Annotated in this window: 12 protein-coding genes; 6 read left to right on the forward strand and 6 right to left on the reverse strand. The window is 72.2% G+C overall.

Going from position 1 to position 12,843, the window contains the following annotated elements:
- Positions 1 to 390, reverse strand: a 390-nt coding sequence (locus AXW62_RS01485; RefSeq protein WP_289305985.1) for a carboxyl transferase domain-containing protein, incomplete at its 3' end; no start/stop codon positions are given.
- Complete coding sequence (locus tag AXW62_RS01490; RefSeq protein WP_060942859.1) at positions 387 to 653, reverse strand: hypothetical protein; 267 nt, start codon at positions 651 to 653, stop codon at positions 387 to 389. The genes AXW62_RS01490 and AXW62_RS01485, both read right to left, overlap by 4 nt.
- A 101-nt stretch (positions 654 to 754) precedes the next feature.
- Between AXW62_RS01490 and AXW62_RS01495 the strand changes: the two genes are divergently transcribed.
- Complete coding sequence (locus AXW62_RS01495; RefSeq protein WP_030842363.1) at positions 755 to 1,438, forward strand: TetR/AcrR family transcriptional regulator; 684 nt, start codon at positions 755 to 757, stop codon at positions 1,436 to 1,438.
- A 90-nt stretch (positions 1,439 to 1,528) separates the two neighbouring features.
- Here the strand turns inward: AXW62_RS01495 and AXW62_RS01500 are convergent, their stop codons facing one another.
- Both AXW62_RS01500 and AXW62_RS01505 read right to left on the reverse strand, forming a co-directional pair.
- Entirely contained in the window at positions 1,529 to 2,413 is an 885-nt protein-coding gene (locus AXW62_RS01500) for a universal stress protein (protein WP_060942860.1), read from the reverse strand.
- A 127-nt stretch (positions 2,414 to 2,540) separates the two neighbouring features.
- A complete protein-coding gene (locus AXW62_RS01505) occupies positions 2,541 to 3,341 on the reverse strand; it encodes a ribosome hibernation promotion factor (RefSeq protein ID WP_060942861.1) in 801 nt (266 codons plus the stop codon).
- 206 nt (positions 3,342 to 3,547) lie between these two features.
- On the opposite strand from AXW62_RS01505, the gene AXW62_RS43685 reads away from it, so the two are divergent.
- Positions 3,548 to 3,769 (forward strand): hypothetical protein, encoded by a 222-nt coding sequence (locus tag AXW62_RS43685; protein ID WP_060942862.1) that lies wholly within the window; start codon positions 3,548 to 3,550, stop codon positions 3,767 to 3,769.
- Positions 3,770 to 3,828: 59 nt separating this feature from the next.
- Positions 3,829 to 4,707: a universal stress protein gene (locus tag AXW62_RS01515; protein WP_060942863.1), complete on the forward strand. Its 879-nt coding sequence runs from the start codon at positions 3,829 to 3,831 to the stop codon at positions 4,705 to 4,707.
- A 61-nt stretch (positions 4,708 to 4,768) separates the two neighbouring features.
- Here AXW62_RS01515 and AXW62_RS01520 read toward each other — a convergent pair whose 3' ends face one another.
- Positions 4,769 to 5,638 (reverse strand): universal stress protein, encoded by an 870-nt coding sequence (locus AXW62_RS01520; RefSeq protein ID WP_060942864.1) that lies wholly within the window; start codon positions 5,636 to 5,638, stop codon positions 4,769 to 4,771.
- 160 nt (positions 5,639 to 5,798) lie between these two features.
- On the opposite strand from AXW62_RS01520, the gene AXW62_RS01525 reads away from it, so the two are divergent.
- The 3 genes from AXW62_RS01525 to AXW62_RS01535 all read left to right on the forward strand — a co-directional run bounded on the left by AXW62_RS01525 (position 5,799) and on the right by AXW62_RS01535 (position 11,570).
- The gene (locus tag AXW62_RS01525; RefSeq protein ID WP_060942879.1) at positions 5,799 to 6,482 is read left to right on the forward strand and encodes a helix-turn-helix domain-containing protein; all 684 of its coding nucleotides are present in this window, start codon (positions 5,799 to 5,801) and stop codon (positions 6,480 to 6,482) included.
- Between the two features lie 518 nt (positions 6,483 to 7,000).
- Positions 7,001 to 10,396: a CARDB domain-containing protein gene (locus tag AXW62_RS01530; protein WP_060942865.1), complete on the forward strand. Its 3,396-nt coding sequence runs from the start codon at positions 7,001 to 7,003 to the stop codon at positions 10,394 to 10,396.
- A gap of 130 nt (positions 10,397 to 10,526) precedes the next feature.
- Complete coding sequence (locus tag AXW62_RS01535) at positions 10,527 to 11,570, forward strand: LacI family DNA-binding transcriptional regulator (protein ID WP_060942866.1); 1,044 nt, start codon at positions 10,527 to 10,529, stop codon at positions 11,568 to 11,570.
- 336 nt (positions 11,571 to 11,906) lie between these two features.
- Here the strand turns inward: AXW62_RS01535 and prcB are convergent, their stop codons facing one another.
- Positions 11,907 to 12,758, reverse strand: coding sequence for a proteasome subunit beta (gene prcB, locus AXW62_RS01540; RefSeq protein ID WP_060942880.1), 852 nt, complete (start codon positions 12,756 to 12,758; stop codon positions 11,907 to 11,909).
- Between the last annotated feature and the right edge of the window lie 85 nt (positions 12,759 to 12,843).

Here is a 12,843-nt window from a genome sequence, read left to right on the forward strand (position 1 = left end):
TGCGAAGTCCATCACCTTGACGATCTTCTGGCCGTAGACCTCGCCGAGGGCCCCGCCGAAGACGGTGAAGTCCTGGGAGAAGACGGCCACCGGGCGGCCGTCGACCGTGCCGTAGCCGGTGACGACCCCGTCGCCGTAGGGACGGTCGGCGTCCAGACCGAAGTTGGTCGATCGGTGCCGGGCGAACTCGTCGAGCTCGGTGAACGACCCTTCGTCCAGCAGCAGATCGATCCGCTCGCGGGCGGTGAGCTTGCCCTTGGCGTGCTGCTTCTCCACCGCGCGCTGCGAGCCGGCGTGCGTCGCCTCCCCGATACGCCGCTGAAGATCGGCGATCTTCCCTGCGGTCGTCCGCGTATCGATATCGGACAGCTGCGCGTGCTCGGTACTCACAGCGTGCTTCCCTTCTGGCTGATGGTGAGTGAGGTCGGAACGGGAGCGCCCCCGCCGTCAGCGCGAAGAACCGGGAGCCGGGCCCATGAGCCCGGCGCTCCGGGAGCCCCCGGCCCTGCGCCCGTGTCGAAACCGTCTGCGTCGAAGCCGCCCGTGTCGAAACCGTCCGTGCCGAAGCCGCCGGTGTCGAAGTCCTCCAGCGCGGAGCCGTCGTACGGCGGCCGGATCGGCAGGCAGGACTCGCTCCGTGCCACGGAAACCACGCCGGACCTCCTCCGGTACTCAATATCTTTGGAACGGTACTCAGTACCAAGGATAGCGGCAAGTGGCCTCCGGGCGCGAAGACAGGGAAGGATGAGCGGTCATGAGCAAGCCACCAGCGCGGATCCGACTCGCGGACGCAGCGTTCGCTCTTTTCGACGAGCGCGGATACGAGCAGACCACCGTCGACGACATCGCCGAACGGGCCGGTGTGGGGCGTACGACGTTCTTCCGGCACTACCGGTCCAAGGAAGACGTCATCTTCCCCGACCACGACCGGCTGCTCGAGCTGATCCGGGACCGGCTGGCCACCTCCAGCCACCGCACCGCCCTGGTCGCCGTCTCCGACACGGTCCGCCTGGTGCTGCTGCACTACATCGACGAAGGCGACCTCGCGCGCCGGCGCTACGCGCTCACCAGCAAGGTCGCCGCCCTCCGTGACCGCGAGATCGCCAGCGTGGCCCGCTACCAGCGGCTGTTCCGGGAGTTCATCGCGGACTGGATGGGCGATCCCACCGAGTCGGCCTCGCTCAGGGCCGAACTCATGGCGGCGAACGTCGTCGCGGCCCACAACCACGTACTGCGCCGATGGCTCCGCGGCGAGTCCGCCGACCCCGTCGCGGAGGTGGACGAAGCGATGCGCGAGGTGCTCGCCCTCTTCCCGCCACCCGGCTCCCCCGCGGAGCCCGGCGGCGGCACCACCGTCGTCGCGTTCAGGACCGGGCAGGACCTCGACGCCCTGCTTCCCTCGCTGCGACGCCTCGTCGAAGGCGGCCCCGAGCGGTGAACGCCGGACGCCCCGCGCCGCGCACGGCGCCGGGGCACGGCCGCCGTCGCGCGTCCCGGTACCAGGAGCCCCCCTCCGGCGAACGGCGGGCTACTGATCGTGCGCGTGCGGGACGGTGATGACCGGGCAGCGCGCGTGGTGCAGCACCCCCTGGCTGACGGAACCCAGCAGCATGCCGCTGAAGCCGCCGCGCCCGCGTGTGCCCACGACCAGGCCGAGGGCGTGTTCGGACGCCTTGGCGAGGACCTGTACCGGGTGCCCGTGCACGACCTCGTGGTGCAGTTCCACCTCCGGATGGGCCGCGGAGCGCCCGGCGGCCGTCTCCGACAGCAGCCGACGGCACTCCTGGACGGCCGCGTCCTCGTCCAGGACCCCGAGCCGGGGAGGGTGCCACACGTACAGTGCCCGCAGCACCGCGCCGCGCAGGGCGGCCTCCTCGAAGGCGAGGTCGACGGCGGCCGCGGAATGAGCGCTGCCGTCCACTCCGACCACGAAGTACGGCTGCCGCTGGGTGACGTGTTCCGATTCCGGTACGACCACCACGGGGCAGGGGGCGTGGGCGATGAGCGGCAGGGTGACGGCGGCGGAGGTGAACAGTTCCTGGAGGGCACTCAGGTGCCAGGAACCGAGCACGACCTCCTCGGCGTGCTGCGCCTGCTCACGCAGCACCCACGCCGGATGTCCCTCCGTCAGCAGCCCGGACACCCGCACCCGGGGGTGCCGCGACTCGACGAAGGCCACCGCGTCCTTCAGCAGACGATCCCCCGTCGCGTGCAGCGCCTTGTTCCACTCCTCCCAGGACGGCCGGCCGCCCGTCGGCCGGTAGCCCGGGGTCGGCAGGTTCTGTGCGAGGACCAGCAGCAGCGGCAGGCGGCGCCGGTCCGCGGCGTCGGCGGCCCAGGCGAGAGCCATGCGTTTGCCCGGATCGGGGTCGAGACCGACCACGATCGGGGCATGTCCTTCGGTATGTGTCATCGCCGACTCCCACGTCGTTCTGCGACCGGCCCATCGGCCCGTGCCGGCCAGTGGCGCCGGCCGTGGCGGCCGGCGCCGCCGGTTCGGGCGCCGATGGCGCGCGGCGGTGTTCTTCGGAACGGGCTGTTCACCCGGAGGGGGAGATCAGGCCGTAGTGGCCGTCGTAGCGGCGGTACAGGACGTTTCCCCGTCCGGTGGTGTCGTCGGCGAAGAACACGAACGGCAGTCCGGCGATGTCCAGCCGCTGCTTCGCCTCGGCCAGGTTCATCCGGGGCGCGGGGAGGTCGCTGACGGTGAGCGGCACGGCCACCGGACCGACGAGGTGGGGGTGAGGACGCACCTGGGCGAGGCGGTAGCCGGTCGGGCCGGACCGGTACAGCACGCTGTCCTCACCGGTTCCGATGTCGGTGAACAGGTGGAAGCCGTAGTCCATCAGCTCCAGCTCGAAGGCCGCCTCATCGGGCGACTCGCGGGCCAGGGAGAAGGACTTGTGCCGTACCACCTGGCGTTCCTCGGCGGGACGGGGGAAGTGGCCGGGGCGGTGAGCGGGCTCGTCGCCGTGCCGCCACTCATGGGCGCCCGGCACCGGTCTGCGGCCTCGGCGGGCCTCCCAGTGATCCTGAAGGCGCTCCAGCCGTGCGGCGAGCCGGTCCTGCAGCAGGTCGACGGCCTCGGTGACGGTTGTGGCGGCGACGTGTGCCCTGACGGGGCGCCCGTTGACGTCCAGGTTGGCCTGGGCGAGCGCCGGCCGTTCCATGGCGGGGTTCGCCATGTGGGTCAACCGGACGCGGGCGAAGAGGACCGGTTCCCGCGTCCGGCCGGTGACCGCCCCCACCTTCTCCTGCGCGTATTCGATGACGCCGGGCGGCATCTGCCCCTGGGCCTCCACCTGGATCTCAGGAGCCCGCTGTGATGCCGATCGCTTCATGGCAACCCTCCTCACACCAGGAACTGTCCCTTTCCACACTTATCGCCTGTGGCCCCCCTGTGCACGGGCAGCGGACCGCCAGGACTGGGTGTGGCGGGTCGAGGGGCGGCCGTGGCGTCCGCCCGGTCGCGCTCCGGCGGCGTGACCGTCCGATCGCTGCGACACTGGCGGCAGAGGTGACCGGCCGGGCCCGTGGGGAAGTCGCCGTGAACGTGTGCGAACCCCTGCGGCGTCCGATCCCGCAGGCCAGGGCCGTGCCCGGCCGTCCGCCACGGGAGCGCCGTCCCGGCCCGGACGCCGTCGCGGTGACCGTGGAGGGCGCGGTGGCCGTGACACTCGCCCCCGCGCCGGCCGGGTGGCTCCGGGCGATCGAGGGTGCCGGCGATGTGGTCGATCACCTCACCGGGGTCGCCTCCCCGGTCACCTGACCCGGCCCCGCGACAGCCACGGCTGCCGCGGACCGCGGCGGATACGGAGGAGGAGTCCCATGGCCCGCCCCATCACCGTAGGTCTGGACGGATCGCCCGAGAGCCTGGCCGCCGCCGACTGGGCGGCGCGCGAGGCTCGGTGGCGTCAGACGCCGTTGCGCCTGGTGCACGCCTGGCTGCCGCCGGCCCGGACGGCCCTGCCGGCCCGGACCGCTCAGGCTCCCGAGGCCCGCAAGGAGTGGGCGGCCACCTTCCTGGACGACGCGGAAGCCGGTCTCAGTGCCCGCTACCCGGAGGTGTCGGTCTCCACCGAGCTGGTGGCGGAGGCCGCCGTCCCGGCCCTGGTGGCCCACGACGCGGGCTCGGAGATGCTGGTGCTGGGCTCACGGGGCCGTGGCGCCGTGGCCGGCTTCCTCCTCGGCTCCATCGGGCTGCAGGTGCTCGGGCGGGCCACCCGCCCGGTCGTGCTGGTCCGGCACAGGAACGGCCAGGTTCATGGGGCCGCCGGGGGAGACGTGGTGGTGGGCATCCAGGACCCGCCGGGGTCGGCCGCACCGATCGAGTTCGCTTTCGCCACGGCCGCGGCGCGGGACACGGGGGTGCGCGCCGTACGGGCCTGGGCGCTGCCGCCGGTGTTCGAGTACGGCACGGCGTACCTGCGAGCCGTCGACGAGGCCGGTGGCATCGAACCCAATGAGCGGAAACGGCTGGCGGAAGCGGTCCTGCTGTGGCGGGAGAAGTATCCGCGGGTACCGGTGACCGAGCACGTCGAGATGGGCAACGCCGCGGAGGTGCTGTTGACATCGGCCGCGGGGGCGGGGCTCGTGGTCGTCGGCCGGTACTCCCACCGGCCCGCCGTCGGGCCGAGCCTGGGCCATGTGGCACACGCCCTGCTCCACCACGCGGCGTGCCCCATCGCGGTCGTCCCCCATGACTGATGCCGCAGGGCGCGGCGTGGCCGGGCGCACCGGTGGACGGCGGGCCCGCGGTGTCAGGGGGTCACACCCGCCGCGGGACGACGGCGACCGGACAGTCGGCATGGTGCAGTACGGCGTGGCTGACCCGGCCGAGCTGCAGACCGAAGTCGCCCGGAGGCCGGAGGGCCCCGACGACCAGCAGGCCGGCCGCTGCCGACGCCGCCAGGAGGACCCTGTGCGCCGGGCCCTCCACCACCTCGCGGCGGCACACCGTCTGCCCGTCGTCGCACGGGACCTGCCCCAGGACCTCGTCCAGGACGGTCGCCGCCTGTTCCTCGTAGAGGAGGTGGGCCGCCTCGAGCAGCGGCCGGCCCGTCCGCGCGTGCGCGGGGCGCCGCCAGGCGCGTACGGCGTGCAGCTCGACGCCCCGCGCCCGCGCCTCGCGGTAGGCGAACCGTACGGCCGCGGCGTCCTGTCCGAGGTGGCCGACGCCGACCACGACCGGCCGGCCGGCCCCGTGCCGGTCCTGCTCCGGTCCGCGGACCACGATCACCGGGCACACGGCACGGGCCGCCACCGCCAGACTCACCGAGCCCAACAGGGTTTCCGCGAGTTCGCTCCAGCCACGGGAGCCGGTGACCAGAGCGAACGCTCCGTGGCCCTCCTGCAGCAGTGCCGACACGGGGCCGTCGGACAGGACCTCGCCGGAAATCCGCACCGCCGGACTGACGCGCCGGGCGCGTTCCACGCAGGAGGCGACGATGTGCTCCGCGACCACTGCCCCCGAGGGGCAGCCCGGGTACGACGCGAGCCCTTCCTCGTAACGCTCCCACCGGGCGGCGTAGATGAGGCGCAACGGCAGCGTGTGGAGCGCCGCCTCGTCCACGGCCCAGTCCACCGCCCGCAGACTGGAATCCGAGCCGTCGACGCCCACGACCAGCGGGAGGTTCATGGTTGCCACCGCCTCTCCTGCGGCTGTCCCGTGCGCCCCGAGTACCCTGGACGCACGGTCCCACCCCGCGCGTCCGGTGGCCACGAGCCCGGTCGTCCGAAGGCTCCGCAGGCGCTTTCGGGCCGGAGCGGGACACCGATGGCGAAGGGGTGTGATCCTGGTGTCCGAGCCATCAGGCCCCGGCCCGGCAGGGAGGCAGCCGACCGGCGGCGCGGGCGACCTCGGGCGGCGCATCGCGCTGCGGCGCGCGCAGCTCGGCCTCTCGCGGGAGCAGGTGGCCGCCCGGGCGGGCAGCTCGCCGGGCTATGTGCGTTATCTGGAGGAGTCTCCGGCCGACCCGAGCGTCAGCAGCCTCCTCAGGATCGCCGCGGCACTGGAGACCACCGCGGCCGCGCTGCACGGTTGCGGCACCGGTCGGCCGCCCGGCCTCGGCCGGGCCGGACGCCACCCCCGGCTGCTGGAACTGGATCCGGCGGAGTGCCGGGCCCGGCTCGCGAGGCACGGTGTGGGCAGGGTCTCGGTGTCGGCCTCGGGGGGACCGGTCATCCTCCCGGTCAACTACAGCGTCATCGGCGACGACGTCGTCTTCCGGACCGCGCCCGACGCCGCACCGGCGGCGGCCGTCGACGCCGAGGTCGCCTTCGAGGTGGACCATATCGACGAGGCGCTCAGCCAGGGCTGGAGCGTCCTGGTCGTCGGACGCGTCCGGCGGGTCACCGAGCCGGCCGCGATACGGGAGCTGGCCGACAAGGCGTTCACCACCCCATGGCCCGGCGGCAGCCGTGACCTGTGGCTGCGCATCGAGCCGACGAGCATCACCGGCCGCCGGATCCAGGCGGAGTGACCAGCGGTGGTACCGGCCGCCACGGGCGCCGCGTGGCTTCGACGCCACGGCAGGGGCATCCGCGGTCGGGTGCTGATCGGACCGGTGCTGACCGGAAGATGACGTCGCGTCACTCCTGGCGGGGCGGCCGGGTCCGGCGACCCGTCATCGACGGTCCCGCACAGGGCCCGTGGGAGCCGCAGCGGCTGTCCTTCGCGGTCCGGCGGGACCGCGACACGGGGTCCGGGCGATGCGGCCCATCATGTTCTGCGTTGTACCAAGCCGTTGACAAAGTCGTTGCGCAGTAGAAATCTGTCAAGCGACTGCAAAAGATAGACGAAAATCACTCAACTCTTGTACTGCGGCCGGCTCTGCTTCACCGCGACACCGTCTGGGCCTGCCGATCACTGTCGTCGTCCACCCGGCGTACCGGCCCCTCATGCCTCCGTGCTCCCTGCCCCGAGACGGCCTGCGCGTCGGCGGGCGGCGGGGCGCGGGGCCGGCCGCGGGCGCCCGGGGGAAGGGATCGAGAGGGCCTCATGAGGAGAAGACAGCGCGGCCGGCGGTTGTTCGCCGGGCTTGTGACGGCAGGTCTGTGCACGGTCGGGCTGCTGCCCGTGACAGCTCACGCCGCGGAGGGGACGAACCTGGCGCTGGGCAGGCCGGTGACAGCCAGTGGGGCACACGGCTCCTACCCGGCGAGCAATGTCACCGACGGCAGCCAGGCCACCTACTGGGAGGGCCCGGCGGGCTCCTTCCCGCAGTGGGTGCAGGTCGATCTCGGGAGCAGGGCGGACATCGACCAGGTGGTGCTGAAGCTCCCCGCGTCGTGGGAGTCCCGCACCGAGGGGGTGAGAGTCCAGGCCGGCACCGACGGCCAGGACTTCACCACCGTGGTGGAGGAGGCGCGCAGGGACTTCTCGCCGTCGTCCGGCAACACGGTGGCGCTCGACGTCTCGGCCGAGGCACGGTACGTGCGCGTACAGGTGACCGGCAACACGGGCTGGAACGCCGCCCAGCTCTCCGAGGTGGAGGTGCGCGGGAAGGCCGGCGGGGACGGCCCCGGGGACCCGCCCGCGGGCACCAACCTGGCCCTGCGCAAGCCGATCGAGGCGTCGTCGGCCACCCAGAACTACGTCGCGGGCAACGCCAACGACGGCAGCACCGCCACATACTGGGAGGCGAGCGGCCAGTCCTCGACGCTGACCGCGAAGCTCGGCGCCGACGCCGATCTGACCGGCGTCGTCGTCAAGCTGAACCCCGACCCCGTCTGGAGCACCCGGTCGCAGAGCATCCAGGTGCTGGGCCGGCCGGCCGGAGCGTCCGGATTCACCTCGCTGAAGGACCGGGCCGACTACACCTTCAGCCCGTCGCAGAACAAGAACACGGTGACCATCCCGGTCACCGGCCGGTACGCGGACGTACGCCTGCAGTTCTCCGGTAACACCGGCGCCGGCGGGGGACAGGTCGCCGAGTTCGAGGTCCTCGGCGCGGCCGCTCCCGCCCCCGACCTGACCGTCACCGGACTCACCTGGTCGCCCGAGTCGCCGTCCGAGGCGGACCCGGTCACCGTCGAGGCGACGGTCCGCAACGCCGGAACGGCCGCCGCTCCCGCGACCACGGTGGACGTCAGCCTCGAGGGCGCGGTCGCCGGCAGCGGCGCCGTGGACGCGCTGGCAGCGGGCGCGTCGGTGAAGGTGCCGGTCAAGGTCGGCAAGCGGCCCATGGGCAGCTACACCGTCTCCGCCGTCGTGGATCCGGCCGACACGGTCGCCGAGCTCGACAACAGCAACAACAGCCGCAACGCCGCCTCGAAGCTGGTCGTCGGCCAGGCCCCCGGACCGGACCTGGAGGTCACCGGCATCACCACCAGCCCCGCCAACCCGGCCGTCGGCGCCAAGGTCACCTTCACCGTGGCGGTGCACAACAGGGGCACGACCGCGGTGCCCGCCGGATCGGTCACCCGGCTCACCGTCGGCGGGACCACGCTGAACGGCACGGCGGGCGCCATCCCGGCCGGTGACACGGCCACCGTGACCATCAGCGGGACATGGACCGCCACCAGCGGGGGAGCGACGCTCACCGCGACGGCCGACGCCACCGACACCGTCGCCGAGACCAACGAGGACAACAACACCTTCGCCCGCTCCCTCGTCATCGGACGCGGCGCGGCCGTACCGTACGTGGAGTACGAGGCGGAGGACGGCCGGTACGACGGCACCCTGCTGAAGACGGACGCCAAGCGCACCTTCGGGCACACCAACTTCGCCACCGAGTCCTCCGGGCGCCAGTCGGTCCGGCTCGACTCCACCGGTCAGTACGTGGAGTTCACCTCCACCACGCCGTCCAACTCGATCGTCGTCCGCAACTCGATCCCGGACGCGGCGGGTGGCGGCGGCCGGGAGGCGACCATCAGCCTCTACGCGGACGGCGCGTTCGTCCGCAAGCTCACCCTGTCCTCCAAGCACAGCTGGCTCTACGGCACGACCGACGACCCGGAGGGCCTGACCAACCGGCCCGGCGGCGACGCCCGGCGGCTGTTCGACGAGTCCCACGCCCTGCTCACCGACACCTACCCGCCGGGGACGAAGTTCCGCCTCCAGCGGGACGCCGGGGACGACGCGGCCTTCTACGTCATCGACCTGATCGATCTGGAGCAGGTCGCGGCACCGGCCGCCAAGCCCGCCGACTGCGTCTCCATCACCGACTACGGGGCCGTGCCCAACGACGGCATCGACGACGCGGACGCCATCCAGCGCGCCGTCACCGCGGACCAGGAGGGCAGGATCCCCTGCGTGTGGATCCCCGCGGGCCAGTGGCGCCAGGAGAAGAAGATCCTGACCGACGACCCGCAGAACCGGGGCCAGTACAACCAGATGGGCATCCGGGACGTCACCATCCGCGGCGCCGGCATGTGGCACTCCCAGCTCTACTCGCTCATCCCGCCCCAGGAGGCGGGCGGCATCAACCACCCCCACGAGGGCAACTTCGGCTTCGACATCGACGACAACACCAAGATCTCCGACATCGCGGTCTTCGGCTCCGGCACCATCCGCGGCGGCGACGGCGGCGCCGAGGGCGGTGTCGCCCTCAACGGCCGCTTCGGCAAGAACACCAAGATCACCAACGTGTGGATCGAGCACGCCAACGTCGGCGCCTGGGTCGGCCGCGACTACTCCAACATCCCCGAGCTGTGGGGGCCGGGCGACGGACTGGAGTTCAACGGCGTACGGATCCGCGACACCTACGCCGACGGCGTCAACTTCACCAACGGCACCCGCAACTCGACCGTGTACAACTCCTCCTTCCGCAACACCGGCGACGACGCGCTCGCCGTATGGGCCAACAAGTACGTGAAGGACACCTCGGCGGACATCGGCCACGACAACCACTTCCGCAACAACACCATCCAGCTGCCCTGGCGGGCCAATGGCATCGCGGTCTACGGCGGCTACGGCAACACGATCGAGAACAACCTGGTCTCCGACACCATGAACTACCCGGGGATCATGCTGGCCACGGACCACGACCCGCTGCCCTTCTCGGGCCAGACCCTCATCGCGGGCAACGGCCTGTACCGCACCGGCGGCGCGTTCTGGGGCGAGGCGCAGGAGTTCGGCGCCATCACCCTGTTCGCCCAGGGGCAGGACATCCCGGGGGTCACCATCCGCGACACCGACATCCACGACTCCACCTACGACGGCATCCAGTTCAAGACGGGCGGCGGGGCGATGCCCGGCGTCCAGATCAAGGACGTCACCATCGACAAGTCCAACAACGGGTCCGGGATCCTCGCGATGGGCGGGGCGCGCGGCAGCGCCACGCTGACGAACGTGACGATCACCAACTCGGCTCAGGGCGACGTGGTGAAGGAGCCCGGCTCGCAGTTCGTGATCGACGGCTCCGCGAAACGGCTCTCCGGCTCGCGCGGCTGAGCGCCGTTCCACCGGGGGCGCCGGGTCCGTCCGGCGCCCCACCCATCCCACCGAAGGGGCCCCGACCGGCCACCTCTGGCTGAAAAGGCGTAGCGCAAATCCTTGCGTGGCTTGCGCTACGCTTGCGCGTATGACACGACGACTTGCTCAAGTGGCGAAGAAGGTCGGAGTCAGTGAGGCCACCGTCAGCCGGGTCCTCAACGGCAAGCCAGGAGTGTCGGAGGCGACACGGCAGACGGTGCTGACGGCGCTGGACGTGCTGGGCTACGAACGTCCGACGCAACTGCGGGGGAAACGGGCGCGTTTGGTGGGCCTGGTGCTGCCGGAGCTACAGAACCCGATCTTCCCGGCGTTCGCCGAGGTCATCGGCAGCGCGCTGGCCCAGCAGGGGCTCACCCCGGTGCTGTGCACCCAGACGAAGGGGGGCGTGTCGGAGGCTGACTACGTCGGGCTGCTGCTGCAGCAGCAGGTGTCCGGCGTGATCTTCGCGGGAGGGCTGTTCGCCCAGGCGGACGCGGTGCACGAGCACTACCGTCTGCTCGCTGAGCGCCGGATTCCGGTCGTGCTGATGAACGCGGCCATCGAAGAACTGGACTTCCCCCGTGTCGCCTGTGACGACGCGGTGGCGATGGAGCAGTCGTGGCGGCACCTCGCCTCGCTGGGACACGAGCGGATCGGCCTCGTACTCGGCCCCGCGGACCACATCCCCTCCCGGCGCAGGCTGCAGGCGGCCGCCCGGTCCGCCGGGGGCTCACTGGCCGACGAGCTGGTGGAACGGACGATGTTCTCCCTGCAGGGCGGCCAGGCGGCGGCAGCACGCCTGCTGGAGCGCGGCGTGACCGGGATCGTGTGCGCCAGTGACCCCCTGGCCCTGGGCGCGGTACGAGCCGCGCGCCGGCGGGGCCTGCGGGTGCCGGAGGACGTGTCCGTGGTGGGCTACGACGACTCCGCGTTCATGACGTGCACCGAGCCCCCGCTGACCACGGTGCGTCAGCCGATCGAGGTCATGGGGCGCGCGGCAGTCGAGCTGCTGGTGTCCCAGATCCACGGGAGTGAAGTGCCCCACCAGGAGCTTCTGTTCGAGCCGGAACTCGTCGTCCGGGCGTCAACGGCACAGGCTGCCACCCTTGCGGGCCGCCACGCCCCCGCCCGCGGCGGAACAGGCGCCCTCTGACGAACGGGCACCTCCGTGAGACGGCCGCTCCCCGGGCGCCGCCGTGGATGCGACGCCCGGATGCGACGGCCGGCTGCGACGGCCCGGCCGCGGTCCTGAGTTGCGCGTCCCGCGCGCCGTGGCGCGCCGTGTGTTTCCCCGTGTGCTTCTCCGTGTGCTCGACCGCCCACCGCGTTGACGAGGCGGGTCGCGGAGGCGGTGGGCAGGCGGGACAGCGGCCCTTCGGCCGGTCCGCCACCGCCACCCGCCGCCGCCGCGGTGCGGGCCGCCGCGGCCCTCCTCGGCCACCGAGGACCCACCGGCCGCGCAACCCCCACCGCGGCGCCGCGGTGCGTGCTACACCCGTGCCACCGGGCCGTCGGGACGCTGCTGTCGCTGCCGGACGGTCTCGCGGCTCAGTTCCTCGGTCTCGGTTTCAGGGAGCTGCGCATAGCCGTCCTCGGTGACTATCGCGACGATGGGGTAGATCCGTCGGGTCAGATCGGGGCCCGCGGTCGCCGAGTCGTCGTCGGCGGCGTCGTAGAGGCTCTGCACGGCGGCCAGGGCGGCCTCGCGACGCGACATCCCCGGGCGGTAGAGCTTCTTCAGCGCCCCGCGGGCATACGGTGAGCCCGAACCCTCCACGTGGAAGTCCCTCGCCTCGTACCGGCCACCGCCCACGTCGAACCTGAAGACGCGTCCGCGGCTGCCTGCCGGCCGTGCGGGGTCATAACCCGCCAGGAGGGGAACGACGGCCAGGCCCTGCATGGCCTGGGCGAGGTTCTGCCGGAGCATTCCCGACAGGCGGTTCGCCCGCGCTTCGAGGCTCATCGGAGCGCCTTCCATCTTCTCGAAGTGCTCCAGTTCCACCCGGAACAGCTTGATCATCTCCAGCGCGAGGCCGACGGTGCCCGCGAAGGCGACCGCGGTGTACTCGTCGACGGGGTGGACCTTCCGCAGGTCCCGCTGGACGATGTTCATGCCGGCCGTGGCCCTGCGGTCCCCGGCGACGAGGACACCGTCCTCATAGGTGAGAGCCAGCACGGTGGTGCCGTGCGGCGCGCCGTCGGCCGGGAACCGCACACCGTCCGGCAGCATGCTCCGTGTGCTCAGCAGTTCCGGGCGGTAGCCCGCCAGGAACTCGGTGAACGAGGAACTGCCCGGGGTGAAGAACTCCTCGCTGAGCCGACCCTCTTCACGTTCGCCCATGATCCCTCCCTTGCCGTGCGCCCGCCCGCGGTGGGCGCGCCTGGCCTTCAACCGCTCCGGGGCATCCCCGACGCGGACGATCGGT

This window comes from Streptomyces hygroscopicus subsp. hygroscopicus, assembly GCF_001553455.1.
In the GTDB taxonomy this organism is placed as follows: domain Bacteria; phylum Actinomycetota; class Actinomycetes; order Streptomycetales; family Streptomycetaceae; genus Streptomyces; species Streptomyces hygroscopicus.

Bases quoted from the DNA above. Each gene is read 5' to 3' on its own strand.
- AXW62_RS01495 (WP_030842363.1), top strand. From the start codon at position 755: ATGAGCAAGCCACCAGCGCGGATCCGACTCGCGGACGCAGCGTTCGCT.
- AXW62_RS01500 (WP_060942860.1), bottom strand. From the start codon at position 2,413: ATGACACATACCGAAGGACATGCCCCGATCGTGGTCGGTCTCGACCCC.
- AXW62_RS01505 (WP_060942861.1), bottom strand. From the start codon at position 3,341: ATGAAGCGATCGGCATCACAGCGGGCTCCTGAGATCCAGGTGGAGGCC.
- AXW62_RS01515 (WP_060942863.1), top strand. From the start codon at position 3,829: ATGGCCCGCCCCATCACCGTAGGTCTGGACGGATCGCCCGAGAGCCTG.
- AXW62_RS01520 (WP_060942864.1), bottom strand. From the start codon at position 5,638: ATGAACCTCCCGCTGGTCGTGGGCGTCGACGGCTCGGATTCCAGTCTG.
- AXW62_RS01530 (WP_060942865.1), top strand. From the start codon at position 7,001: ATGAGGAGAAGACAGCGCGGCCGGCGGTTGTTCGCCGGGCTTGTGACG.
- AXW62_RS01535 (WP_060942866.1), top strand. From the start codon at position 10,527: ATGACACGACGACTTGCTCAAGTGGCGAAGAAGGTCGGAGTCAGTGAG.
- prcB (WP_060942880.1), bottom strand. From the start codon at position 12,758: ATGGGCGAACGTGAAGAGGGTCGGCTCAGCGAGGAGTTCTTCACCCCG.